The 23,920-nt window shown below is 52.6% G+C and carries 35 protein-coding genes; 6 read left to right on the top strand and 29 right to left on the bottom strand.

Features of this window, described 5'->3' with window-relative positions; translation table 11 throughout:
• Window positions 1–2 precede the first annotated feature (2 nt).
• A complete protein-coding gene (gene terL, locus EO763_RS21910; RefSeq protein WP_161530212.1) occupies window positions 3–1,652 on the bottom strand; it encodes a phage terminase large subunit in 1,650 nt (549 codons plus the stop codon).
• Window positions 1,653–1,728: 76 nt separating this feature from the next.
• On the opposite strand from terL, the gene EO763_RS21905 reads away from it, so the two are divergent.
• Complete coding sequence (locus EO763_RS21905; protein ID WP_161530211.1) at window positions 1,729–1,923, top strand: hypothetical protein; 195 nt, start codon at window positions 1,729–1,731, stop codon at window positions 1,921–1,923.
• On the opposite strand, the gene EO763_RS21900 is transcribed toward EO763_RS21905, so the two are convergent.
• From EO763_RS21900 to EO763_RS21790, 23 genes are all read right to left on the bottom strand, one after another.
• Window positions 1,910–2,104 carry a hypothetical protein gene (locus EO763_RS21900; RefSeq protein WP_161530210.1) on the bottom strand — a complete coding sequence of 65 codons (195 nt, stop codon included), beginning with the start codon at window positions 2,102–2,104 and terminating at the stop codon, window positions 1,910–1,912. The genes EO763_RS21905 and EO763_RS21900 overlap by 14 nt on opposite strands.
• Window positions 2,105–2,107: 3 nt before the next feature.
• Window positions 2,108–2,311: a hypothetical protein gene (locus EO763_RS21895; RefSeq protein ID WP_161530209.1), complete on the bottom strand. Its 204-nt coding sequence runs from the start codon at window positions 2,309–2,311 to the stop codon at window positions 2,108–2,110.
• Complete coding sequence (locus tag EO763_RS21890; protein ID WP_161530208.1) at window positions 2,304–2,804, bottom strand: DUF1804 family protein; 501 nt, start codon at window positions 2,802–2,804, stop codon at window positions 2,304–2,306. Before EO763_RS21890 ends, EO763_RS21895 begins: the two co-directional genes overlap by 8 nt.
• The gene (locus EO763_RS21885; protein WP_104209444.1) at window positions 2,804–3,100 is read right to left on the bottom strand and encodes a hypothetical protein; all 297 of its coding nucleotides are present in this window, start codon (window positions 3,098–3,100) and stop codon (window positions 2,804–2,806) included. Before EO763_RS21885 ends, EO763_RS21890 begins: the two co-directional genes overlap by 1 nt.
• Window positions 3,097–3,339, bottom strand: a complete 243-nt coding sequence (locus EO763_RS21880; RefSeq protein WP_161530207.1) for a hypothetical protein — start codon at window positions 3,337–3,339, stop codon at window positions 3,097–3,099. Before EO763_RS21880 ends, EO763_RS21885 begins: the two co-directional genes overlap by 4 nt.
• Window positions 3,336–3,944 (bottom strand): hypothetical protein, encoded by a 609-nt coding sequence (locus EO763_RS21875; RefSeq protein WP_161530206.1) that lies wholly within the window; start codon window positions 3,942–3,944, stop codon window positions 3,336–3,338. Before EO763_RS21875 ends, EO763_RS21880 begins: the two co-directional genes overlap by 4 nt.
• Window positions 3,928–4,542: a transglycosylase SLT domain-containing protein gene (locus EO763_RS21870; RefSeq protein ID WP_161530205.1), complete on the bottom strand. Its 615-nt coding sequence runs from the start codon at window positions 4,540–4,542 to the stop codon at window positions 3,928–3,930. The genes EO763_RS21875 and EO763_RS21870 overlap by 17 nt, the downstream gene beginning before the upstream one ends.
• 2 nt (window positions 4,543–4,544) lie before the next feature.
• On the bottom strand, window positions 4,545–4,898 hold the full coding sequence (locus EO763_RS21865; protein ID WP_161530204.1) for a putative holin: 354 nt from the start codon (window positions 4,896–4,898) through the stop codon (window positions 4,545–4,547).
• An 83-nt stretch (window positions 4,899–4,981) separates the two neighbouring features.
• The gene (locus tag EO763_RS21860; protein ID WP_161530203.1) at window positions 4,982–5,506 is read right to left on the bottom strand and encodes a hypothetical protein; all 525 of its coding nucleotides are present in this window, start codon (window positions 5,504–5,506) and stop codon (window positions 4,982–4,984) included.
• 9 nt (window positions 5,507–5,515) lie between these two features.
• Window positions 5,516–5,950, bottom strand: coding sequence for a Mor transcription activator family protein (locus EO763_RS21855; RefSeq protein WP_161530202.1), 435 nt, complete (start codon window positions 5,948–5,950; stop codon window positions 5,516–5,518).
• Window positions 5,951–5,952: 2 nt separating this feature from the next.
• The gene (locus EO763_RS21850; RefSeq protein ID WP_161530201.1) at window positions 5,953–6,369 is read right to left on the bottom strand and encodes a gp16 family protein; all 417 of its coding nucleotides are present in this window, start codon (window positions 6,367–6,369) and stop codon (window positions 5,953–5,955) included.
• Window positions 6,366–6,767, bottom strand: coding sequence for a hypothetical protein (locus EO763_RS21845; protein WP_161530200.1), 402 nt, complete (start codon window positions 6,765–6,767; stop codon window positions 6,366–6,368). The genes EO763_RS21850 and EO763_RS21845 overlap by 4 nt, the downstream gene beginning before the upstream one ends.
• Window positions 6,754–7,257: a hypothetical protein gene (locus EO763_RS21840; protein WP_161530199.1), complete on the bottom strand. Its 504-nt coding sequence runs from the start codon at window positions 7,255–7,257 to the stop codon at window positions 6,754–6,756. Before EO763_RS21840 ends, EO763_RS21845 begins: the two co-directional genes overlap by 14 nt.
• Complete coding sequence (locus EO763_RS23435; protein ID WP_208851972.1) at window positions 7,254–7,862, bottom strand: hypothetical protein; 609 nt, start codon at window positions 7,860–7,862, stop codon at window positions 7,254–7,256. Before EO763_RS23435 ends, EO763_RS21840 begins: the two co-directional genes overlap by 4 nt.
• On the bottom strand, window positions 7,859–8,308 hold the full coding sequence (locus EO763_RS21830) for a hypothetical protein (RefSeq protein ID WP_161530198.1): 450 nt from the start codon (window positions 8,306–8,308) through the stop codon (window positions 7,859–7,861). The genes EO763_RS23435 and EO763_RS21830 overlap by 4 nt, the downstream gene beginning before the upstream one ends.
• A complete protein-coding gene (locus EO763_RS21825; RefSeq protein ID WP_161530197.1) occupies window positions 8,305–8,520 on the bottom strand; it encodes a hypothetical protein in 216 nt (71 codons plus the stop codon). The genes EO763_RS21830 and EO763_RS21825 overlap by 4 nt, the downstream gene beginning before the upstream one ends.
• A gap of 403 nt (window positions 8,521–8,923) precedes the next feature.
• Window positions 8,924–9,112, bottom strand: a complete 189-nt coding sequence (locus EO763_RS21820) for a hypothetical protein (RefSeq protein ID WP_161530196.1) — start codon at window positions 9,110–9,112, stop codon at window positions 8,924–8,926.
• 1 nt (window position 9,113) lies between these two features.
• The gene (locus EO763_RS21815; RefSeq protein ID WP_161530195.1) at window positions 9,114–9,752 is read right to left on the bottom strand and encodes a DUF3164 family protein; all 639 of its coding nucleotides are present in this window, start codon (window positions 9,750–9,752) and stop codon (window positions 9,114–9,116) included.
• Window positions 9,742–9,945, bottom strand: a complete 204-nt coding sequence (locus EO763_RS21810; protein WP_161530194.1) for a hypothetical protein — start codon at window positions 9,943–9,945, stop codon at window positions 9,742–9,744. The genes EO763_RS21815 and EO763_RS21810 overlap by 11 nt, the downstream gene beginning before the upstream one ends.
• Before the next feature lie 3 nt (window positions 9,946–9,948).
• Window positions 9,949–10,185, bottom strand: a complete 237-nt coding sequence (locus tag EO763_RS21805) for a hypothetical protein (RefSeq protein WP_244322028.1) — start codon at window positions 10,183–10,185, stop codon at window positions 9,949–9,951.
• Between the two features lie 14 nt (window positions 10,186–10,199).
• Window positions 10,200–11,093 (bottom strand): AAA family ATPase, encoded by an 894-nt coding sequence (locus EO763_RS21800; RefSeq protein WP_161530193.1) that lies wholly within the window; start codon window positions 11,091–11,093, stop codon window positions 10,200–10,202.
• 21 nt (window positions 11,094–11,114) lie between these two features.
• On the bottom strand, window positions 11,115–13,139 hold the full coding sequence (locus EO763_RS21795) for a Mu transposase C-terminal domain-containing protein (RefSeq protein ID WP_161530192.1): 2,025 nt from the start codon (window positions 13,137–13,139) through the stop codon (window positions 11,115–11,117).
• Between the two features lie 11 nt (window positions 13,140–13,150).
• Complete coding sequence (locus EO763_RS21790) at window positions 13,151–13,396, bottom strand: helix-turn-helix domain-containing protein (RefSeq protein WP_039493654.1); 246 nt, start codon at window positions 13,394–13,396, stop codon at window positions 13,151–13,153.
• A 133-nt stretch (window positions 13,397–13,529) separates the two neighbouring features.
• Between EO763_RS21790 and EO763_RS21785 the strand changes: the two genes are divergently transcribed.
• Both EO763_RS21785 and EO763_RS21780 read left to right on the top strand, forming a co-directional pair.
• Window positions 13,530–14,285, top strand: coding sequence for a LexA family transcriptional regulator (locus EO763_RS21785; RefSeq protein ID WP_208851971.1), 756 nt, complete (start codon window positions 13,530–13,532; stop codon window positions 14,283–14,285).
• Window positions 14,286–14,488: 203 nt separating this feature from the next.
• Window positions 14,489–14,941: an energy transducer TonB family protein gene (locus tag EO763_RS21780; protein WP_244322027.1), complete on the top strand. Its 453-nt coding sequence runs from the start codon at window positions 14,489–14,491 to the stop codon at window positions 14,939–14,941.
• Between the two features lie 10 nt (window positions 14,942–14,951).
• Here the strand turns inward: EO763_RS21780 and EO763_RS21775 are convergent, their stop codons facing one another.
• Entirely contained in the window at window positions 14,952–15,245 is a 294-nt protein-coding gene (locus tag EO763_RS21775; protein ID WP_005968196.1) for a DUF2623 domain-containing protein, read from the bottom strand.
• A 219-nt stretch (window positions 15,246–15,464) separates the two neighbouring features.
• Here EO763_RS21775 and EO763_RS21770 point away from each other — a divergent pair, with 219 nt between their 5' ends.
• Entirely contained in the window at window positions 15,465–17,156 is a 1,692-nt protein-coding gene (locus EO763_RS21770; RefSeq protein WP_039474412.1) for a molecular chaperone HscC, read from the top strand.
• A gap of 44 nt (window positions 17,157–17,200) precedes the next feature.
• Here the strand turns inward: EO763_RS21770 and EO763_RS21765 are convergent, their stop codons facing one another.
• Window positions 17,201–19,930 carry a J domain-containing protein gene (locus EO763_RS21765; RefSeq protein WP_161530191.1) on the bottom strand — a complete coding sequence of 910 codons (2,730 nt, stop codon included), beginning with the start codon at window positions 19,928–19,930 and terminating at the stop codon, window positions 17,201–17,203.
• On the bottom strand, window positions 19,930–20,658 hold the full coding sequence (locus EO763_RS21760; protein ID WP_161530190.1) for a DUF1266 domain-containing protein: 729 nt from the start codon (window positions 20,656–20,658) through the stop codon (window positions 19,930–19,932). Before EO763_RS21760 ends, EO763_RS21765 begins: the two co-directional genes overlap by 1 nt.
• Window positions 20,659–20,876: 218 nt before the next feature.
• Here EO763_RS21760 and EO763_RS21755 point away from each other — a divergent pair, with 218 nt between their 5' ends.
• Together EO763_RS21755 and gorA are read left to right on the top strand one after the other, a co-directional pair.
• Window positions 20,877–21,719 carry a 23S rRNA (adenine(2030)-N(6))-methyltransferase RlmJ gene (locus EO763_RS21755; protein WP_103160431.1) on the top strand — a complete coding sequence of 281 codons (843 nt, stop codon included), beginning with the start codon at window positions 20,877–20,879 and terminating at the stop codon, window positions 21,717–21,719.
• Between the two features lie 128 nt (window positions 21,720–21,847).
• Window positions 21,848–23,200 (top strand): glutathione-disulfide reductase, encoded by a 1,353-nt coding sequence (gene gorA, locus EO763_RS21750; protein WP_161530189.1) that lies wholly within the window; start codon window positions 21,848–21,850, stop codon window positions 23,198–23,200.
• A 101-nt stretch (window positions 23,201–23,301) separates the two neighbouring features.
• Here gorA and EO763_RS21745 read toward each other — a convergent pair whose 3' ends face one another.
• Together EO763_RS21745 and EO763_RS21740 are read right to left on the bottom strand one after the other, a co-directional pair.
• Window positions 23,302–23,589, bottom strand: a complete 288-nt coding sequence (locus tag EO763_RS21745; RefSeq protein WP_044207310.1) for a type II toxin-antitoxin system RelE family toxin — start codon at window positions 23,587–23,589, stop codon at window positions 23,302–23,304.
• Window positions 23,586–23,837, bottom strand: a complete 252-nt coding sequence (locus tag EO763_RS21740) for a type II toxin-antitoxin system Phd/YefM family antitoxin (RefSeq protein WP_010281712.1) — start codon at window positions 23,835–23,837, stop codon at window positions 23,586–23,588. The genes EO763_RS21745 and EO763_RS21740 overlap by 4 nt, the downstream gene beginning before the upstream one ends.
• Between the last annotated feature and the right edge of the window lie 83 nt (window positions 23,838–23,920).

Below are 23,920 nucleotides of genomic sequence, written 5' to 3'. Positions count from 1 at the left end.
AACTACCAGCCTCCTGAAGAGCCGAATCTACTGCCCCGGTCATCAGAATTGCGGGGGACAGGGGTAAATGAAAATGCGCCGAAACCAGACACGGCCAGCGCCCACAGCATGTGTAATGCGTCGGGGCCGTCGTCGTGGTCGGCCATTGGGAAGTGTCGCAACTGGTCAATAAGCGTTGTCTGGCTGGGATGCAACCGTATCAGGCCGTTTGCCATGTGTGGCTGCAAGGACTCAATGCGCAGCAGCTTGTCGCTGTGCGGGGTGACCGCGCGTGCAGGCACAGGGATACCCGCTGCCGCACTGCGTTTTACGAGTTCAGTGCGCAGGAACTCCTGGAATTGCACGGACTCAATCGACCAGAGCAGACAGCCGTAAATGCGCTGTAACTCAATCACATCAGAAATGATTTTATCGGGCAGGCGCTTACGGATGGCCGCTTCGACCACATCCAGAATGCCGGTATGACGGTTAAAGCCACCGACCAGCAACGCAGACGGATCACGACTGGCACCGGCTTTACCGAGGGAGGGGTCACAGGCACCAAAGAAGATCCACTCATTCAGACGGTTTACCCAAAAATTTATGCAGTGAGCAAACGGTGCATCTTCACCGCTCACGGGGTCATTCTGGTACTCAGAATCAAAGGTGCCGTGGCCGTCACGGGCGCGGATCAACATCAGCGTCAGAATCGGACGAGCTGACCAGGACACAATCGCGCCTTCATCCATTTCGGCTTTATGATTCTGGTAGAATGCGTTCGCCATCCATTCGCCGTTATTGTCGTTGTTGCGGAGGATTTCCTCCCACTCTTCCCACAGCGACATATTGACCGGCCACTGGATAATGGCCTTAAAGCGTGCTGCTCTCCACAGCGGGTTTTTCAGGGTGCGGGACAGGACGGAATCGTAATGCAGGATGGTGCCGATATAGATAACGTCGAACTTCGCGCCCGCGCCACCGAGGGGCAGGATGGTCTTTTTCAGCCAGTTATCCAGCTTGTCGCGCTGCTCCGGGCTGCGTACCTGCTCGTCGTTCTCAATATCGTCCAGCACGACCAAGTCAGGGCGGTACGGGCCATGACGCAAGCCACGCAGCTTTTTACCGCTGCCCGCGACCTGCACTTTGATGTCGTTGCGCGTGACAATGGTGCCAGCCTGCCAGACACGGCCACCGCCCGCGACGTCGGGAAAGTCCATATCCAGGCGGGGATTAAAGGCCAGCTCGGCTTTGATGGCTTCCAGCATCGGATATGCCTGGTCGATGGAGTCCATCACGATAACCAGGTAATGTTTGAAGCCGCACACAATGTTCCACAGCGAAAACAACTGGGTAACGAGCGTGGATTTAGCCTCACCGCGCGGCGCGGCTATCGCGTCATTCTCGCTTTTTGTGCTGGCGACAATCTCAGGCAGGCGTGTAAACAGGTATTTATGCAGCTCGCTTTTGTCAGCGTGACGGACATAGTGCGGGAAATAATGCTCGACAAAATAGTCGTAGCCAGTCACAGGGTCGAATACGCGAGCACGACGCTCGGCGATGGCTGCCTCAGACGGATCAAAGCCAACGCACTCAGCTTCAATCGTCCGTCGCAGCGTTGCCGCCAGTTCTTCCAGCTCTTTGGCAAAGTCTTTGGCTGTGAGCTTTTTAGCCACCCTGAACCCCTGTAAAAAATGAATCCCCTCTGATACGGTTTAAACGCGAGTTTTCACCATGCCAAAAAGGGCTTATATGTCTGTTAAAACAACACTCACTATTGACCAGAAGATCCAAATAGCCGAAATTGCGAAAGAATTGACGACTAGCATCCTGAGTAATAGCCGGATTGCACCTCGACATATCCTTCCCGATCTGCGTTCAGACGACCTTCAGTCCATTTATAACGCGGTCTATAACATCGTTGTTGATAGCGTCATTGAAGATTAATCTGCGTTCGTCGAATGGCCTTTGCGGCTTCATCCGGGCCGCAAAGGCTATTTACGGCACTCAGTAACGCGTCGTGAAAATCAGGGTGGTACATTTCGTCTTCTGAAAACTCCGCACAAATTACATCCATAATGCGCGTTCTTAATTGTTCACGGACTTTCACTGGTTCGTATTTTTCCATGATTTAATCCCCGCTTAATGCCGCGTTAATCTCGTCGGTAATGCGCTGTTTCGCTGCATAGGGACGTCCGTTGTAGCCGCGATCTAACACAAGTTTCTCGCCGTCAGCCCAAACGAATACATCATCGCAACTACCCACTTCGATGCGGGTGATGCTGCTGGCCATAACGGCATTTTCCTGGTTAATGCTAATGATTTTGTCAGCCATAACGTTTCCCTATTTCTTCGCCAAAGCCATCAAGAATGCTGACGAACGCGTCCAGGTGTTTTGAGTGCCGCTCCCGGATGAAGGTCGAAAGCAGTTGGATCACCTCCAACGCCACCGATAGCTCACTGGTTTCCGGCAGGATTTTCTTGCTGGCCGACGTCGCTTTATTAAATGCATCAGCCAGGCTTGCAAGCAGCTCGACACGCTCACGCGGCGGGATATCGGCTGCACCGTTCAGCATTTCCAGCGTGGTTTGATACTGAGTAACCAAGCCTGTGAGCACGGCGCGGCCAATCTCTTCCAGGCCACCTCCCGCGATAACATGCGCGGCACGCAGTTTGTCCCAATCGTCGCCCGCGTCCTGCGCGTCTTTCTTCCAGCGACGGGCGGTAGCAAACGCGACACCAGACTGCGCAGACGCAATCTCAAGCGACATCTGCCCGAAAATGTAGGCGCGGCGTAGCTTGTCGCGTACCTCCTGCGGATGCGCCATTAGTACCCCAGCCGTGCTTTGATGAGCATAATTGCCGTGGTGACCAGACCACCCGTGACCGCCCCGGCAACACCGCCCGCGATTGCGCCCTGGCGAACGGCTGCGGCTTCGATGCTGTCCATACGCCGCTCAATGCGATTTAACTGCCCTGAAATCTCATCCAACCCGCCCAGTTGTACCGTTGGAACCTGTAACGCATCGAGCCTTTGCTTAATGCCAGCCAGCGCCACCGAGTCCGCGCTGGATACCGCCGCAACGCGACGAACGCGCCGTTTTTGCCTTGCCTTTGCCTTCATTTATCAGCTTTCCTGTCCAGTTTGTTATCGATACGTTCAATCGTATTTTTCAGGTCGCGCAGGGCATCCATGACGGAATCCTGATCGCGTCGTGCGTCTTCACGACGCTGGTAATCGTTTTTGATACGCTCCACCGCACTCTCAAGGTCTGTGATGTCCTTTTGCAGGGAACGCATAAACAGACTGCCGAGTGTTGATATCAGCGTCATCGCCACCCCCAGCACCCACTCCATGCTCATCGGTTACCCTCCGTGTAAAACTGATTTAGCCGTGTCATGTTCTCGCGCAGGATCAGGCACCATTCTCCGTAATCGGCGCTGTGGTCAAGAAGTCCGGCTGGGGAAAGTCCGCGACGGGGGCGGGCGGCATCGGCGGGATATACAGCAGCGCCGCTGGCGGCGTCGGGCAAATCATCGGCGGGGTAGCCAAGACTGGCGCGGTAGAGCCGCAGGCTGTCAGGGCCAATACCGGTAAAAGTAGCGCCATCTTTTTTAACCACATCGGGAATTTTCCTTTTTAGTTGGGTTTTGGTTTTGCTGAGTTCGGCTTTGACGTGCAGCAACTCAGCCGCCAGTTGATCAGCACGCTGGCGTTGGGCGTCTGCATCGGCTATCGCTTTTTGCAAGGCGGCGACATGCTGTTCGGCAGCGATGCGCTTATCTTGTTCGTAAACCAGAATCTGCGAGGCTTTGAGCTTGTTATCTGCCTGCAAATACGTGACGGTTTCTTGCAATTCGGTTTGCGTAGCATTCTTGCCCTTGATATGGCCGATGTTGTAGCCGAACGCGGCAACCGCCGCGAGGAGCAGGATGTGCGGCCAGTACGTCTTAAAGAGTTTCAGCACAGCTACGGCCTCCCCATGTCACATAGCGCGGAGACAGTTGATGCAAAATACGGTCGGGATAGTGCCGGTTCTCGCGCCAGTTGGCGGCGCTGCGTCCGGCATTGACGGTTTCGACGTGATTGAACCAACGCAGGCGATCTAACCCGCGCTGATTCGCCAGACGCTGATCGCGCTGCACCCAGCCCAGCCCGCCGTTGTATGACGACAAGGTCATTGCCATGCGTTCGCAGTCGTTGCGGGCGCTAACGCGCTCCCACAGCCAGCGGTCATATCCCGTCAGCGCACGAATAGCCCAGGCGGGATTAAACGGTTGATTAGCCCGTAAATCAGGCATGATGCGGCTAAACCAATTGGCAGTGGCTGGCATGAACTGCGCCAGCCCCTGCGCCCCAACGGGTGACACCGCCCGTGGATTCCAGCCGCTTTCCTGGTGCAACTGCGCCGCAAAGTCCGCAATAGGGGCATTGATACCCCAATCCAGACGGGCGTTGCGGATCACATCGCTACGGTATTGTTGAGCGGCGGCGGGAGGCTGCGCGGCGTGAGCGTGGCCGAAAATCAGCGACACGACTATCCCGATAATTTGCGGCCAGTCCATGATTACAGCCCCATCGCCACAGCGAGACAGACGGCGGCAACGATGATTGCGCGGCGTATCAGTGCTGCGGCAAAGACCTGCTCACAACCTGATTTAACGGGATAGATACTGGTTCTCATCAGGTCGGGTTTATGCTCCAGGTATTGCCCCAGCGCAGCTTTAGGGAACAGAGAACGGTCAAGCCAGTAGCCCAACACGGCGGCCAGTGTGATGAGTGAGATTTTGTAGATGACAACAGGCAACTGCTGAGGCGATACAAGACCGATGAGCACGAGCAACAGAACGGCGGTCAACTGCCAGCCTAGCAAGCGTTTAAAGCAGGTGATGCGAAAGATTTTGTTATTGAAAATGTTCATGAAACCACCTCGTTATGTGAGGTGGTCAGTATTCAATTATGGGAGGCAATCAATAAGAGGAAGGGGTTCAGTGGGTTATACGGCTATAAATCATTTTCTAGGTTCTTTTCCTGTAATAATTTCATCAGATTAGCGTAACTGGGTGATGTGTAGATCAATTGACCTAGATCTTTTCTTGTTGATGCATCCCGATGCGCAGTGATAAAGACGGTGTCATTGTCGTATCTGATATAAATAGCCCCTCCGTTCGCTAAAGCCCAATCTGCCTCTTCAGGTGTTGATAGTGAAGATGGTTTTCCATATCTTTTCCCCAAAGCACTAGCAACGGCATCGATGTTGGCATTAAGATTTATTGCTAACCGCTCGAATTTTCCGTTAAGAAAAAAAACTATAGCTAATGTATCAGAACCTGAAAATTTGAAATCAGTACAATAATAAGATTCAACCCCCTTAATCTTACCGCTTTCATTTTTCTTTAAACTGCACAGATTTGCAGCCAAAACAGTATTTACATCTGCACCAAACTTTACATCTTTATACCCATCAACGGCGGTTGAGCTAAAAGATAGCGCAGATAAAAAAACACCAATAATTATTTTAAATTTCATATGCACCCCTTAGAAAAGACTTTGCTGTGAATGCGTTACTACGTTCTTGCTTTCGCGCACTAATTCCCATGCGAACCTGTCGGAAAAACCATAAAGAGGACAAAGCTGCGTCATTGCCATATTACCCGACGTGCCACTCTCGCGCAGTGCGGCGAACTCAGAGAGAAAGCGCTGGTTACGCAACTCACGTAATGCGCGGTCGCAGCGCGGAAGATACAGAACTTCGCCACCGAACTTCTTAACCAGCAGCGCGGCATTATCAACACCGACCGTTTCGCGCAGTAGCTCGGCGCGATGCGCCCCCAGCGCTCGCAGCCCCTTACCAATCGGGAACGTCGTACCCCCGAATTTCTCCAGCAGGCGAGCGGTCGCAGGAAAACCGATAAGGTCCGCGACTTGCAACACAACTTCGGGCAATAGCCCCGCGACACGCTCCAGTTCCATAATTATTCCTCGGCAGCTTTTTTGCGACGTTTGGCGTCGATGATCAACGCCTGCATGAGTTTGGTTAACTGCTGTATATCTAGCCAGTCAACATATCGTACACCAAACATATTCTTCGCCATAGTCTCCGCATACTGCCACGGCCTACCGGCATCAGCTAGCAGCGCTTCAATCTTGCTGAGTACCGTTTTCTTACTGGCGGGAACGCTGGGTTTACGGCCGTGATTTTTCACCTTACGCGGCCAGCCCTGTTGGTGCATGTACTCCTTTACCTTCTCCAGTTCTGTGATGGTGCAAAGGGTTGATGAGGGCTTCCCCGTTAGCCGGGCCAGCACGCTGCGATACGTTTCATCATCCCAGCCCAACGCGGACTGACCTGCTTTTATCGCGCCAATCATGCGGCGCTGCTGAATGTTCATGGCTGTTGCTCCCCATATTCATCACTCAATTGAGCGTGACCGGTCACATCAGTTAAATTCATCTGGCGGGAATCTCGCATAAACCAACACGCAGATTCACCACGAAACAAACCGCCGTAGCCTGCTGGCAGTGTTTCATTGCAACGCTGGCAGGTTCCCAGTGCTGCTTCTTGCCGTGCCAGACGTTCGTTATCGCACAATATCAGCAGAGAAACATAATCCGCCTTGCTGTACGGTTCCCGATCTGGATTGCGACGCTGGCAGTTCTCTTCCAGCATCTGCAATTCACTATCGGATAACACCAGTTCAAGCCGGTTTTTCCCGAACTCGTTAGCCTGCCTGGCACGCTGGCGACGCTTACGCGCCGCTGCCTGCTGTTTCTGGTTAAGGTTGGTCACTGTCTGCCTCCGGTTTACGCAGCCAGACCAGCCCCTCGACTTTTTTAAACTGGCGGATCAAGCTGGTGGAGGTAGCAAAGTACGGTAGCCAAAAGCTAATTGAATCGTGCAACTTGGGGAAAAATTCTTTGGCTCTGCGCTTTCCGAATTCCTTTTCGATTTGTGCCGCTCGTTTCGCTGGGTAAAGGCGTTTTTTCCTCTCGCACCAGAACAAACGGGTGATAGGGTTGTAAATCTCACTGGTTTCCATTCCCCACCCACCGCGCATTTCCCCATCGAAATAGACAGACAGAACAGTCTTACTCTCGCCGTCTCGCTCACGAGCGATAGTAATCACTGTGTTTTGATACTGGAACTGAACACGGCAAAAATAGCCCTTCAATTCTTCGGCTATCTGCGCCCATTGTTCTTTATTGATTGTATTGCTGCTATTTTCCGTGGTTGACTGACGGCGTTTACGCGCCGCTGTTTGTTGGGTTGCGCTTGTCATGCGTCACCGTCCTTAGCTTCCGCCCGATCAAGGCGTTCGATTTCTGCAAGAATCAGAGCACCAGCTTTCACTAAGTCTCGGCGCGGGTTGGAGGGTTTCCAACACTCTTCACCCCACGGCCAGAATTTTAACGACGGCCATTCGTGATAACCGAGTCCACCACCAGGAAACAAACACCCAGCAGCGTAGGCATAGCAAGACCCTGCCAGGGCTAATTCACCCATAGAATGCTCATCATCATGTTCTGGAGTCCAACCCTCTGCACTTATCTGGCGCTGACGCTCCGCTATAACGTCCTTCATCGCACTAACCACATCGTTATTCAGCACAGTTGGCAGAACGGGGCGACGATAAATCATTATTTGGCGCCGCGGGTCATGGTATGGGTTATCAGGGTCAATCTTGTACAGATACGCACATTTGTGCGCCGCTAGGTCGCGCAGTTCTTCTGCGTCTGTCCACGCCACCGGCTCTTGCCCCCGCAGATCTGCCACTTGTGCGCGGAGTGATATCAACTCACGCGCCATTGCTCGCTGTTCGTCTACGCTGGCAGGAACTGCACCAAAACCAATTACCTCCAGCCGGGTATCATTAATAGCGTTCATTCTGTCAGCGCCTCCAGTCGTTGTTCTGTAACAGCATCAACCCGCGCGGCCAGACCTACGCGCAGAAGATATTCAGAGAGTTTAAACAGTGCGCCTGCGGCGGTTTCTGTATCTGGGAACTCATCAAGGGTGATTGCGGCTTGCCAGCGGCCGCAATGTGAAGTCAGCGTGACATCCTGCTCAAGAGCTTGATCATCTAAAGAGTGGTGCAGGGTTAACGCGAGGGTTTCAGTATCACCATCACATTCATATCGATTGATGAAGCAGCCTACAGACTGATTACCAACATGACCGAGCGCCTGCTGGTCAGGGTTAGGGCTTTTCTGGCGTAGCTCAAGCAGCTCATCGCGGCAATTAACCAGCAAATCCAGCCACCGATCACCCAAATCAGGGTTATGAGCAATAAAGCTATCCAACAGATGTAAATTAGCGCGAACATTACTCATGACACTCTCCAAATTTTTTTATGACGTTCAATGGCCTGTTTCATTTCCCGCAACACAGCAGGCTTGTAAATACGATTGCCGCGTGCGTCGTAAAACTCAAAACGGGACTTTCCAGGTAGCGCCGGACGCTCTTTTACCAGCGTGCCATCGTTCAGGTGGTAAAGGCGCTTTGCGCCGTTCTCCAGGTACTCACAACTGTTAACGGTCGCCATATCACGCTTCACCCACAGTGCAACGGCTGCACAAATCACCCTCAACCCAATAACACCCACCCTCACATGCATGTTCGAACACGCAGTGGCACACACGGCAGGACTGATACAAGTCGGGAGAAATAACGAAATGGCCTTTTTCATTAAAAGAGGCTGGCTTTATTTGCGTAACAACCAACTTTTGCAGATTGCCGAATAGCTTTTTACCGACACTGTTTACAGCCACGTCGGCGCTGTATGTGCATGACGCAGTTTTACCGTTCGCTCTGGCAAAATACGCGCCGCTGGTATATCTAACGGAAACATCAATTGAGACAGGCATAATTCAATTCTCCTGATTTTGGCGTAAGCCAGCCCTGGCGGGTTTACGCCATTTTTAAAGGTGTTTTAATTTCGGTTTAAATCAGCTTGCGGGTTTTAACGTATTAATCTTGACGAAATAAGGCTCCAGATTAATTTCAACAATCGCACCGCAATTAAAGTCACGCGCAATATCGACTGTTTTAACCATACGGCCTGCGCGTAAAGGAGGAGCGCGATGAAAAAACGCCGCCCCAACTTTATGCTTTTTATTAAACTCGCCTGCGTTCACGTCACACCCCCGCGATATCTAATGAGATAGGCTGGTACTGGTCAGAATCGCCGACACGCCTGTAGACACGAATATAAGAACGGCTACCGACTACCTGAACCGCTTCGCTAATAGCATCCATCGCCTTTTGCCAACGCGGGTCTTCAATGTTATGGCGACGTAATGCCAACACCGCACCCGTATTGACTTCACCCTCTTTTTCCGTCTGAAACGCACGGCTAATAATCGCGTGAATCTCTGGTCGCGCCCCTTCAACCCAATCCGCCAGACACTCATCAATCAACGCTTTAGCGGCTTGCAGGCGTTCATCAAACGCGATGCGGTCTTGCATAGCCCGCTGGATTTTGTAACGACCATCGTAACTAGGTAGTGTTACGTTGCCTTTTTTTCCGCCCAGGTTAACGCCGTATTCTTCCCCAGACAGCGCCACGAACGCTGCGATATCAGTGAAGCCTGTCGCTTTAAAATCAGCGATGGCTTTATTGACGGCCAATGCACGAGCAACGATTTCCTCTACCAGTCCGTCACGCGCAATATCGATAGGCTTAATCAGATGCTCCGGCGTTAATACGCCCTTAGCGTCAACCCAGTAACCTTCTGGGGCTTTTTCTTCGGTAAACTGCTTGTTTTTAATGGACATTGACTTTCCCCTTACGTGATTTGGATTTTTTTACTACCGCTTCAACTTTTGCCAGCACATGCCCAACAAGACCCGCACCAACCTTTTCAGCGGCACGCTGTGCCAGTTCGCTATCGCCAGGCTCAGGTACTACTTTGCATTCAACCGCCAACCCGCGCGGACGTTCATGAAAATACACAATGACTTTCGCCATCAACTACCTCCAAATAATGTGAGCGCCACGCCAGCGCGTCATTTTTACAATTTGCTGCACACCGTTGCGGGTTTCAGTGATATCTACCGCTCCGGCTTCCCATGCTTTAAACGGGCGATCAACCTCAATAACAGGACGTTTAAAATTTAAATTCACATTGACGACGTTAATACCAGAACGAATTAAGCGATTAATCGGCCGCATTAATTCGGGATTATTAATTGGCAGCTTGCACACCATAAATACCTCGCTAATTAACTAATCAGCATTTCTGCAAATTTGCGTACTGCGCCAGCACTAATCGCATTGCCGCTAATATCGCTGTGGCGACTGACACCACGCACCAGTTTGAACAAACGACGGGCATTACCACGGCACGCCTTGAAAAGCGCCTCGGCGATGTCGCCGTTCTGCGCATCAGGCAGCATATGCGTAGCGATAATGTTGATATCGTCCTCCGGCAGTACATCACCGATGAACAGGGCAAAGCCGACACGGCTGTATAACTGCCGGTATTCACCACGCTTACCCTTGAGATTGATAATCAGGCGTGGCATTCCAGCCAGCACCAGCCCGATCCCCGCCTTGTCGTGAATACGACGCAGCGTTTCAAGAGCGCGGTAAGGTAAGTTTTCCGCCTCGTCGATCATCACAATACGACCCGACTCACGCAGCGCCGCGATGCACGCTTCGCTCAGTTCGTGCATGTTGCCGCGTTTGCTGAGTCCGAGGCGGCTACACAGTTCTTCCAGCACCACGCGGGCGGTATAGCCAGGGTCTGCCTCAATCAGGATCGCATCACGATGACGTGCCGCGTATTCACGCAACATCATGGTCTTACCCAGCCCAGCTTCGCCGTAAATCACATTGATATCGCCGTCCAGATGCGCCATGCGGATCACTTCAATACCGCGTGCGGAGGTCATCGTTTTGACGTACTCAGCCGTAATGCGCTGACCTTTGTCCTTTTCACGCTCACGGGCAATGAATCCTTCAATCAGTTCATTAATGCCATCTACATCACCGGCATATTTGCCCTGCAAATACTGGTTAATGACCGCCGGGCTTTTACCAATAGCCCGCGCCGCTTGCGCTTGCGACCATCCCTTACGGGCAATCAGTTCATTTAATTCAGCCTGTAAACTCATATCAGCCTCTCTGTATTTAATTTACCGCTGTGCGGCTTTCTTTCTTAAATATTCGTCACGGTCGGTTTGCAGGAAGAAATACGGCTCATCTTCCGGCTCCGGCCGCTCTGCGGGGATGAAACTGCCAAAATCAAACCGTTCGCCGGGTAAAGCAGGATTAAGCTCGGCATTGATTTCCTCGGCTTTCTTGTTATTCAGCGCCATGCGGCGGCTGTGACGGTCTTTGCGAACCTTCTCGATGTAATCAACCGGGAATGCGGCGCGGGTGTTGCCGTTGACAATGGCCGTACAGACGAGTGAACCATCAAGCCGCCGTACCGTTACGCTCGTCGCGTCGTGAATATCGAACGCGACCAGCACCTCTTCGCCGTCAACCTGAATCAGTTCCTCGGCAAAATATTGGTTGTTGAAAATAGACAGCCAGCCACGCTGCGCGATGCGTTTAACCTGTGGCCGGAACATTTCGCGCAGCTCTGCCTCAGACAGGCGATCAATCTCAGCGTCGGCCAGCAGCGCGGCGCGATACTCTGCGGGGGTGTAATGCCCACCTACCGCACGCAGCGGTAACTCGCTATGCCGGTGTTGCGTGTTGTAGGTGGTGATTTCATCTTCAATGGCATCAATCAACTGGTTCCAACTCGGCAACTTCGCAATCGCAGACTGTTGTACGGGGTTAAGCGCCTTATTCTGATTCAGGGCATTCACGGCAGAATCAATCGCACGACTGGTGATACGTGCGGTTTCTTTGTCCGCTGATTTACCGTTATAAGTAGCGAACTTACGGGCGATACGAGCCGGTATCTCACGGTTTAAGCGTTCGATGATACCGCGTGCCTGCGGGTTCCCAGGAATACCGGTGGGGTGTTCGATACCGAGGCGCGGCAGGATACCGGTGATATCCGCATCCAGCATTTTCCCGGTTTCACCCGCACCGTTATCGGAGTAGTACAGCAGCGGCACGCCGTGGCGTTCAATGCCGTGGCGCAGTGCATCCGCCACGGCCAGCGTGTTTTCTGACAGCGCCAGGCTCCAGCCGACCACATAGCGAGTACGGCCATCGATAACCAGTGTTAACTCTGGCGTGAACGGGCGGCCGTGGTCAGGGTGAGCGACCTTCATCTTCATGCTGTGACCGTCACCAATCCAAACACCATTCACGGGCATCACAGACCAATCACGCTTAACGTAGGTCTGCAATGCAGTCATGGCAGAACCGGTAACACGGCCACGCTGACGCACGATGCGAGGCATTTTGTCTAATGCACGATAAACCGCATGGACAGAAGGAACCGCATCACACATCGCAGGCTGATCGGCATAGCGTTGATGCCACTCGGCGCAGAACCCCTGATAAGCCTCGGCTACGGACGGGCCGTTAGGGCTGCGGTAGTGCGCCATAAACATCGGCACCCATGAAAGCTGCTCTGGTTTCTTCGCTTTTTTATGACCGGGCGCTAAAAGGGCAAGACGTTCCGCGCTGTTTTTCGCTTTCAGATAGTCAACAACCCACTGATTCAACGCTCGGACGCTGACACCGACACGCTGGCCTTTTCGGGCGTTAGCGAGGTCAACATACTTTTGCAGATGCGCAGGCAGATCGCCGGAGCGTGACCGGTCACAGATAAAGTTAATCGCTTTGATGCGCGATAAACCGGTATCTTCCAGGCGCAGCACTTCGACAACCAGCACCATACGTGAGTCTGCAATATCGCGTTGCTTTTGCGTTAGCTCCGCTGTTTTCTGGTCGAGCACAGCAGGGCATTGACGCACAATTTCGAGCAACTGACTGGATGACGCCGTGGTTTTCGCTACAACCGGAGCCTTAACAGGCTGCTGTTGCAGCAGAGTGTTGTAGTAACGCTCACGTAAAGCGTTCTGAATATCAGCTGGTAGAAAATCAATGTGATATTCAAAAGCCTTTGAGCCAGTTTTCTTTCTCCGGACCGAAGGGTTTTTGGCTGCTAAGTTATCAAGCAGTTTTCTGCAACCGCGATCTGTTGTTGGCGCACTGGGTAATCCCACGATATCTAATACAGTCAACCACATTTCAGCCCCCCTTAATATCTGGTCGGCCAGATATCAGCGGGCTGAACCCCGATAGCATCAGCAATAATACGCTCAGCCTTCGGGTAACGGCGGTCTAAGGCATTGCTCAATGTTCTGGAGTTCAAACCAACTTTGCGAGATAAGTCAGCAAGGCAGGTTCCACGTTTTTTAAGGGCTGCAATAATGTCGGCACGATGCCAATCATCGTTTTTGATTCCATTATTGATAATTTTCTGAGACTCTAGCTGATTATGCATAGTAATAACTCAAATGATTAACTCGTTGTAGGATAAGTGTTGATCAACAAAAGGAACCAGTCAAGCTCTTAATGGTTCTTTTTGTGAAATTACTATCGAATTAAGAGTCACTGGATAAGTGAGGTAGGAATCAATGAGTTACAAAGATAAGGAACAAGGCGATAAAAATGGAACCATTGTTCCTATTGAGAGTGACACTAAAGGAACCACTTTTGCAGAAAGATTGCGAATAGCGATAGGTGATAAAAGCATTCGCTCATTTTCTACAGAAACTGGCATCTCATATGGAGCCATGCACAAGTATTTTTCAGGTACCACGCAACCGACGTTAGACAACCTGGTAGCGCTGGCTGATAAAACTGGATGTTCAATCGAGTGGTTAGCAACAGGAAAAGGTGGGTACGGCGAACCAGAGAAGGTAATGGTTAATTCTAATGCCGTTGATATGTCTGGAAGAAATGTGGACTTGAGTGAGTTTGTATTTATCCCGCGATACGATGTAAAGGCGGCAGCAGGGCATGGTGCATGGAATGATAACGAAGAACCCACATTTCCCATGGCGTTTCGCAGATACTGGGTGAGCAACCATCTACACGCAGATCCACACCACTTGTTTGTCATAACGGTTAATGGCTCGTCATTAGAAGGCATTTTGAACGATGGCGACAACATTCTGGTTAACGGCGCTGATAAAGACCCTAAAGAGGGAATCTATGTATTGAGAATGGATGGCCATTTGCTGGTGAAACTGATTCAACGTCTGCCAGGGGGCATGTTGAAAGTATCAAGCACAAACACGATGTATGAGCCATTTACAGTAGACATGAACAACAAGCCGGAAGATTTTGCAATCATTGGTCGAGTTGTGTGGTTTGGCAGGACAATTTAATAGTGGTTTAAATGCCGATTAAACAGGATCAATCGGCGCTCGAAACTATGCAGTTTTAAATACAAAAAAGTCGACTTTTGCTCATTTTTCTCTGGGCTATGCAAAATCTCTGAAATCCCACGAAAGCCGCGTCATTAAAGGCGTCGCGCTATCCCAGACTCTCTCCATTAGCTATGTAAAAATGATCACTCCCCCACAAAAAAATGGAAAAACCGGAGCAGGAGACGACGCCACAGGAAGAAGTGGCGCCATCAGAAAAACCGCCCGCGCCCGTCACCAGCGCACCGCTGCCGGGCAGCAGCCAGCAAGTCGCTGCGCCCTATAACAGCGATGCCGCGCAGATGCGCAAAGGGGTTGCGGACTGGAGCAGCCAGCTGCTGGCGCACCTGAGCCGCTATAAACGTTATCCGGCACAGGCGGCGCGGCAGCGATTGCAGGGGGTCGCCCAGATTCGCGTGACGTTGGATCGGACGGGGAGTGTGCTGGCCGTCTCGTTAGCCAGCAGCAGCGGTGTGGTGCCGCTGGATAAGGAGTCTGTCGCTTTGCCGCAGCGTGCTCAGCCACTTCCGGCTCCACCAGCAGAAGTGATTGGGGATAACGTGCAGCTCACCATCACTATCCCCATTAGCTTTGATTTACGGGAAGTGCGCCGCTAGCGGGTATCCACTAACGTGGCGTGTGCGCGTCATAGCCCGCATAAAAAAACCGAATCGCGTAAGGGTTGCCTTGTTCAGTAAAGAACTCTGCGACTCGCTCCCGCTCCAGCCCGTAACGGCGTGACAATAATCCTGCCTCGAAGGCCGCCTGCTGGCGGTCGCCTTTGGTTTCCGCCAGATTGTGAGCATAGCCACAGATATAGCCGCGCCGATAGTCGTAGCAGTAGGGATTAATGTCGTTGGTGGATTTTGGATTGGCGGATCTCAACCCCGCGAGGACACCCCGCTCAAAATGGTTTCCCATGATAATGCTCCGTAAATGATCGTTATATAGTAAATAATATAACGCTTATTTATCACTCACCAGACCTGTTGAAAAATATTCCTGAATCCGTCGCGTGCGGTCTTTTCCTGAGCAAGATGTATATACTATTGCCCTGCTCGCCGAACGGGCTATTGATCTGCGCCTGATGGGCACTCTGGGAATAGGTAGTGTACGGAATGGTTAATAAGGAATAACAGCATGACGCACCCGCAAGACGCTTCTCTGGCGATTGGTATCGATCTGGGCACGACGAACAGCCTGATTAGCGTTTGGCAAAATGGCGAGGCCCGCCTGATACCGAATGCGCTGAATGATAACTTCACTCCCTCGGCCGTCAGTATTGATGAAGACGGCAGTATTCTGGTCGGCAAACCTGCAATTTCTCGTTTGACGACGCACCCACAGGTGTCGGCGTCGCTCTTTAAGCGCTACATGGGGAGCAAGAAAACCTTCCGGCTCGGGGATAAAACGTTCTCTCCCGCCGAACTGTCGGCCATGGTGTTGAAATCACTCAAAGCTGATGCGGAAAGTTACCTTGGGCACCCTATCAAGGACGTGGTGATCTCCGTGCCAGCCTATTTCAGCGATGAACAGCGTAAGCAGACGCGTTTTGCAGCGGAACTGGCAGAGCTGAATGCGGTTCGCTTAATCAATGAACCCACCGCAGCCTCGATGGCCTATGGCTTACACACGCAGGAACTGGGACGTACGCTGGTCTTCGACTTAGGCGGCGGCACTTTCGACGTCAGCGTGCTGGAATATGCGTTTCCGCTGATCGAAGTGCATAGCTCGGCGGGCGACAACTATCTGGGGGGAGAAGATTTCACGCAGGCGATGGTGAAAACCTGTCTGAAAGCGTGGAAACTTGAGGATTCGGCGATTCCCGCAACGGATCTGGCACGTCTTTACAGCCATGCAGAAGCGCTGAAATGTCAGCCCGGCTTTCCTTCTCAATCGAATGAACTGGTATGGCACTGGCGCGAGGAAGAGTGGCGCATCGTACTGGATAATGAAGAAATCGAAGCGGCCTGGCTGCCGTTGATGAACCGCATTCGTGCGCCGATAGAACAGGCGCTGCACGATGCCCGCCTGAAACCGGAGCAGCTAGACCACGTAGTGCTGGTCGGTGGGGCATCGAAGATGTCGATTATCCAGAAGCTGGTGGTCAGGCTGTTCGGCAAGTTACCTTATCAGCATCTGGATGCGGATACCGTTGTCGCCAAGGGCGCGGCGGTGCAGGCCGCTTGTCGGCTGCGCGAGCAGGATATCGAAGAAGTGATCCTGACTGACGTTTGCCCGTACACCCTCGGGATTAAGACCGCCAACGATAAGCAAAATGGCCTGTTTTCCCCGATACTGGAGCGCAATACGGTGGTGCCGACCTCGCGGGTCGAGACGTTTTCCACTGGCTCTGCCGGGCAGGACAACATCTGTATCGCGATCTATCAGGGGGAGAGCCCTTACGTCGATAACAACGTGTTTATCGATGAATTCACCATGCCGATAAAAGCGAAATCTTATAAGCAATCCATCGAGGTGCGTTTCAGCTATGACATCAATGGGCTGCTGGAAGTGGATGTTAACCTGCCGGACAGCGGCGATACCTTCACGAAAGTGATCGATCGCAGCCCGACGGGGCTGAGTGCCGAGCAACAGCAGAAAAGCCACCAGAAACTGCAAGCGCTGAAGATTCACCCTAGAGATAACCTGATGAACCGCAACCTGTTGGCGCGGCTGGAAAAAGCCTGGGCGCAGACGCGTCTGGAAGAGAGGGAGCAGATCGGTTTCTGGCTACGGGATTTTGAACAGGCGCTGGCAGGGCAATATGCACCGGCAATTGACGAAGCGCGGCAGCGTATTGAGCGGTATCTGGATGAGGTATTTCGGTGATGTTTGGGCGGCGTGTCATTGCTACGCCGCCCGATTCGCTGTTGTCAGCTAGGTATGGTGTCCGTTTCGGTTTTCTTGCCAGTTGGCGGCGGCCCGAATTGGTTCCAGCGGTTAAGGCTCGGTGTCAGCAAGGGGAGCAGCAGAAACAGCGGTATGAGTAGGGTGAAGAAACTCATCACCCACGGCATATTGGAGCCGATATCGTTATAGCGTCGACGCGTCGCACTCAGCAGATTGAGCACGATGAGCACCATCAGTAGCCCTTCAATAGACGCCGGTGGCGACCCGATCCAGTCACTCGCGCGATAGAGAAAATAGCTTCCCAACCCAGCCTGCATCAGAAAACCGAGACGGCCGATGCGAGCGTTCGTGCGCCAGAGCTGCCACCAGTAGCTCTTTTTAGCCTGTGATGCCTGGAACTGACGTTCACGCCGATCGGCACATTGCAGCAGCACTTTCGACACCAATCTCAGCGTAACGTCTTCGTGCGGATAGGACAGATGCTCGGTTAGAAATTCCTGATCGCTGTTATCGAATAAGGACGTGTCATCCTTCGCACAATTCTGAATCAGCTTGCCGATGAGCGTGACCCGTTTGTCGTCGGAGAGCTGTTTTAGCTGTTTCTCCAGTTCATCCGACCCTTCGGCAAAGGCGGTACGGATCGCCTCTTCCTGCTCCGTTTCCACAGGAATAGCCGCAAGTTGCTCAAGGTGTTGTTCGGCCTGTCCTTCCTCTCCCACAAGGGCATAAAACGCGTGGAAAAAGATCTGGTAGATGATGGGCGATTTCGCCAGTTCCGTCTGCCAATGCTCATCGGTAAGATAAAAATGGCTGGCAGCGGACTCGCTGTAAGTTTCCGTGCTGCCAAGATATTCCTCAATAGAAACGGGGAAGTTCATCCAGCAGTGATAGTGTAATGGGTCGGTTAGATCGAGCTGTTTTTTCAACGGCGTCACCGCATCACCATCGTGGCATTCCGCCTTGCGGAAGCGTTGAGAGAGCGAATGCGCAGGGTGGGTTAAGGCCAGTTCAGGTAACACCGATTGACGCGGCAAGCCCAGACAAGACGCTGGATCGGTCATCATTAATGCGATCAGCATAGCCTGTCTCAGTTCCGCTTTGGCACTGATCTCTTGCGATTGCTCTACCCCTTGCGGCACCAGAGACGCATCGCACCGGTAGCGTGCGGACAGCTCGACCAGACAATCATTGATCGGGTCGATTTCCTCCGTATGTATGCCGCTGCTATACAGCTTGTTCAACTGATTCAGCGACAGCGGACGCCATTGTCGCAGCCAGGTTTGCGCTTGTAGCCAGGCGGACGATTTCTGGTTGGCGAACACGTTGGGCAGCGCCTCTTCTGACGGCGAATACAGCCATTCCGTGAAGGTATGAATCGCACCGGAGGTGTCCAGCCAGGATAGGCGTTGTGTCGCCTGAAACTGTAATCCCTGTAAGATCAACGCATACAGCGGCTCCTCGGGCAACGGCTGCGCCAGAATGTCCTGCAACAGGCGTTCATTACCCACGGTTAACATGCTGGCGTGCCAATACAGGCGATCCTGAATCGCGTCCCCGCTGTGTAGTAGCAGGTGTCGGTAGATGTCCTTCAGCTCCTGTTTACCCAACTTCCATCTGGCGTAGCTTTCCACCATGGGTGACAGCGGCAGTTTCAGCGCTTCTCCCCAGCGTATCAGCATTTGGGTGTTGTGCTGAGAAATGAAGAAACGCTGGCGCGGATCGTCCAGCGCTAACCCTGTCAGGTTTGGCGCTGGCGTAGAGTTGAACGACTGAATCAGTAAGGGAAGGGCATCTGGCTGGTGCTGTTTACACCAGTTAATCAGCCATTGTTCTGCCTGCGCGTGGTGGGTTTGTTGATAAAGCGTCAGCCACAGCGTGAAGGCCTGCTCGTTCTCTCCGGTAAGCGAACAGAGGCTAGCGCTGAGTTCGAGCCATTCCGCGTCGTTCGGGGTTGTGTCCCACTGTTGCAGGCAGTAATCACGCAGCATGGCGTTGGGAACGCCAGCGTGGCTGTGCCAGCGTGCGAGCTTTTGCATCAGCACCGGGCTGTCGGGCCAATAAATCGCGGTCGGAGTGCGCAGCAACGTGCCCAACATCAATGCGGGTCGATTCCAGTACGTCCCATTCGCCTGCTGGAAGTAGAAGATGGTTTCCAACTGTGCGGGCATGTTTAGGTGCGATAGCAGGGAAAAATCAAACAGATCCTCATAGCCGAGCGAGTCGAGGAAATGGCGGACATCTTCCACCCCGTCGCCGGACAGCTCTCCCTGTCGCTGTTGCCAGCGCAGGCGTTCGGCCAGCACGCGGACACAGAGGGTTGAGATGCAAGACTCACGCATCAGTCGCTGAAGCAGCGGCCAGCGAATACGATCGATCACCTCAAAAGCCTGCTGATTCAACAGCTGAATGTAGCGTTCCCAATACAGTGGAACGAAGCGCTCTTCTGGATTGTTTAACAGCAGCTCAAATGCGTTAACCAGCACTTCTATCTGGGGATCGGCCTGCTCGGCAGAGTCATTCTCGGTTGCCGATGAGGCGTCGTGTGGTTCGGTAGCGCTCTGTTCTTCATCACTCGACGGTACGGGATTTTTCGCCAGCTTGCAGGCGGTATCGTACGCCTCGCGCAGCTGTTTAAAGCCCTCGGGATCGGTTTCCGGGTGAAACTGCGGCACTTTTTGACGATAAGCTTGGCGGATAACATCCAGATCCTGAGTCGGTTCAATGCCTAGTCGCTGCCAGCACAGTGTGTCCATTATATTTCCGCTTCTGGTAAGGACTCGGGCTTATCCATTTCTATCGGATCAACATCCCAGTCGAGGTCATGAATCGGGCAGTCCGAGTGGGTATAGAGTGTGCCGATCTGGTCAATGTAGTCAGGAATCTGGCTACAGTTGCTGAAAATGTAGCGCTGGCATTCTGTATCTTCCTCATCCGAGCCGAGCCAGTAGGTGCGGCCGATCAGGAACGCAGCGTAATAATTTTCCCAACTGCGGTAATAGTAACGCGCTCTGTCGGCCAGCCGGGTGTGAATCCACAGGTTCTCTTTTTCGCTAATCCAGCCGTTGAGTAATCCGATACGGCTCAGGAAACTCATGCGACCCAGATCCCAGGCGCGGATCCCGCCTTCACCGCATAACGCGGCCGTTTCGCTCACCAGTGCGAGTGCACCTTGCGCTTCTTCAGCTTGATTGGCGCAGTGCTGCTGCCATTCGGATGTCGTCAGGTGGTGCCAAAGGTGATAGTTATACGCCAGACGCTCGGCGTGGCCGCCGTCTGTCATATCGTTAATCATTGAGATCAGTCCTTCGCGGGACGTAATACCCCAACTGTTGCTCAGACTGATGGGTTCACCGGGCTCATAAAAGGTCGGATCGCAGAAGCGGGCGCCGTACTTGATATTGAGTGCGACCATCGGGGCGGAAAGCGCCATCAGCCAGCGCTGATATTCAGGTTCCATCAGAATAACATCCAATTCCATCATGGTTAGCGTGCGATCGTACTTTATGTGCCTGAATATCGGTAGCTTTCAATCGAATGAAAAACGGCCATTTTTCACAATTTACTGATTTAAGACGATAAAAATGGCCGGTTTGCGGGACGGTTCGCAGAGGGGAGTGTTTGACGGGATATTTTCCGTCGCAGACGGTTATACTGTCGGTTAATCGACGTTATTTATGAAAACTTCACCGGAAAGCAAGCATGCTAAGTTACCGCCACAGTTTCCATGCCGGCAATCACGCCGACGTGCTGAAACACACCGTTCAGAGCCTGATCATCACTGCCCTGAAAGAGAAAGAAAAACCTTTCCTGTATCTGGATACCCATGCGGGTGCTGGCCGCTATCAGCTCAGTGGCGAACACGCCGAGCGCACGGGGGAGTATCTGGATGGCATCGCGAAAATCTGGCAGCGTGACGACATTCCGGCTGAACTCGAACCTTACATGCAGGCCGTGCACACCTATAACCACAATGGGCGGCTGCGCTATTACCCCGGCTCCCCGCTGATTGCCCGCCAGTTGCTGCGTGAACAGGACAAGCTCCACCTGACCGAACTTCACCCCAGCGATTTCCCGCTGCTGCGCAATGAATTCCAGAAAGATTCGCGCACCAAAGTGCTGCGTGACGATGGCTATCAGCAGTTGAAATCACAGCTGCCGCCGCTTTCCCGTCGGGGATTTGTGCTGATCGATCCACCTTATGAGCTGAAAACGGACTATCAGGCCGTGGTGAAAGGCATTCAGGAAGGGCATAAACGCTTTGGCACAGGCGTATTTGCGCTGTGGTATCCGGTGGTGTTGCGTCAGCACATCAAACGCATGCTGAAAGAGCTGGAAGCCACGGGCATTCGCAACATTCTGCAAATTGAACTGGCGGTGCGGCCGGACAGCGATCGCTACGGCATGACGGCGTCTGGCATGATTGTGATTAACCCGCCGTGGAAGCTGGCATCTCAGATGAAGAGTGTGCTGCCGTGGTTGCATAGCGTGCTGGTACCGGAAGGCACCGGACATACGCTGGTGGAGCAAATCGTACCAGAGTAATACACGCGATTGCGGTGGGCGACGCGGTCGGCTTTTCCTATCGTAACCATAGGTATAACCTTTATTCGGCGTATGGCTCTGGCGTTACACTCTAGGCAAATTTTATTCACTTAAGCATGGATACACTGATGACCAAACACTATGACTACCTTGCTATTGGCGGCGGCAGCGGCGGTATCGCATCTATCAACCGCGCGGCGATGTATGGACAAAAATGTGCGTTGATCGAAGCAAAATATCTGGGCGGCACCTGCGTCAACGTCGGCTGTGTGCCGAAGAAAGTGATGTGGCATGCGGCGCAGATAGCCGAAGCGATCCATCAGTATGGGCCGGATTACGGGTTCGATACCACGGTAAACCAGTTTAACTGGGGCACGCTGGTTAAGAACCGTAGCGCCTACATCGATCGCATTCACCAGTCGTACGACAACGTGCTGGGTAAGAATAAGGTCGATGTTATCCACGGTTTTGCCCGCTTTGTCGATGCGCACACGGTGGAAGTGAACGGCGAGAAAATCACGGCTGATCATATCCTGATTGCGACGGGCGGTCGTCCGGTTCACCCTAATATTCCCGGTGCGGAATACGGCATTGATTCCGACGGTTTCTTTGAACTGGATGCGCTGCCGAAGCGCACCGCGATTGTCGGTGCAGGCTATATCGCGGTAGAGATTGCTGGGGTACTGAACGGGCTGGGCTCTGAAACCCACCTGTTTGTACGTAAACACGCACCGCTGCGCAGCTTTGATCCGCTGATTGTCGATACGCTGGTGGAAGTGATGAACACCGAAGGGCCGACGCTGCATACCGAGTCGATCCCGACAGCGATTGTGAAGAATGCCGATGGCAGCCTGACGCTGGAGCTGGAAAACGGTCAGTCACAGACTGTTGACTGCCTGATTTGGGCGATAGGTCGCGAACCCGCGACGGATAACCTGAACCTGAGCGTCACCGGTGTGGAACTGAACGACAAGGGCTACATCAACGTCGATAAATTCCAGAACACTAACGTTTCTGGCATTTACGCGGTGGGCGATAACACTGGCGCTGTTGAGTTAACGCCAGTTGCCGTCGCGGCGGGGCGTCGTTTGTCCGAACGTCTGTTTAACAACAAGCCGGATGAACATCTGGATTACAGCAACATCCCGACCGTCGTCTTCAGCCACCCGCCGATTGGCACGGTCGGGCTGACCGAGCCCCAGGCGCGTGAGCAATACGGCGACGATCAGGTGAAAGTGTACAAATCTGCCTTCACCGCGATGTACACCGCCGTCACGCAGCACCGCCAGCCGTGCCGCATGAAGCTGGTCTGCGTAGGCAAAGAAGAAAAAATCGTTGGCATCCACGGCATCGGTTTTGGTATGGACGAAATGCTGCAAGGCTTCGCGGTCGCTGTCAAAATGGGCGCAACCAAGAAAGACTTCGACAACACCGTCGCTATCCACCCGACTGCCTCGGAAGAGTTTGTGACGATGCGGTAATGGAGTAGGAAAGCGGGCCTGACGGCTTTTCTGGAAGATGAAAATGTGCTGGTTGAATAGTAACTATTTGATCAGCATTTTTTATGGCTAGTCTAATCCGGCTACCTCATCCGCTCACTTGCCAGATTATAGACGCCGCTGCGCTCACGTTTGCCTACCGCTACCACGGCGATAACCAATACGTCGTCAATAACCTCATAAACCAAACGAAAGCCTGATGCTCGGAGCTTTATTTTGTAGCAATCCTTCATTCCCCGTAACTTTGCCGCAGGAATATGGGGATTTTCGCAGCATTTTTTTAGTTTTTTGGCAAATTGTTGTTGGATAGCTTTATCGAGTTTGAGCCATTCTTTTAGCGCATCTTCCCTGAATTTGACGCGATAACTCATAGGAAACTATCCAAATCCACGTCAACCAGCGGCTGGTTTTTACGTTCACCGATCAGCTTAACCAGCTCCTGATCGTCCAGCGCATCCAGCATTTTTTCGTAGAGATCCGCAGGAATGCAATAAAACGCAGGTTGGTTGCGGTTCAAGATAGCGACAGGCAGGCCATCACCAGCATTGACCGTCGCCATTGGGTTCTTTTTCAGTTCACTGACGCTAGCACTGGTATCGCTTAATATAATATTTGGCATGATAGACCTTTAATGACCGGTTAATAGGTCTTTAAAATAAGCAATCAAAGACCTGTTAACAAGTCTTTTGATGGTTTTTTATA

This window comes from Pectobacterium odoriferum, from assembly GCF_009931295.1.
Classification (GTDB): domain Bacteria; phylum Pseudomonadota; class Gammaproteobacteria; order Enterobacterales; family Enterobacteriaceae; genus Pectobacterium; species Pectobacterium odoriferum.
Note: the sequence above shows the minus strand (reverse complement) of the source record. Positions and strands in the feature narration are given on the sequence as shown.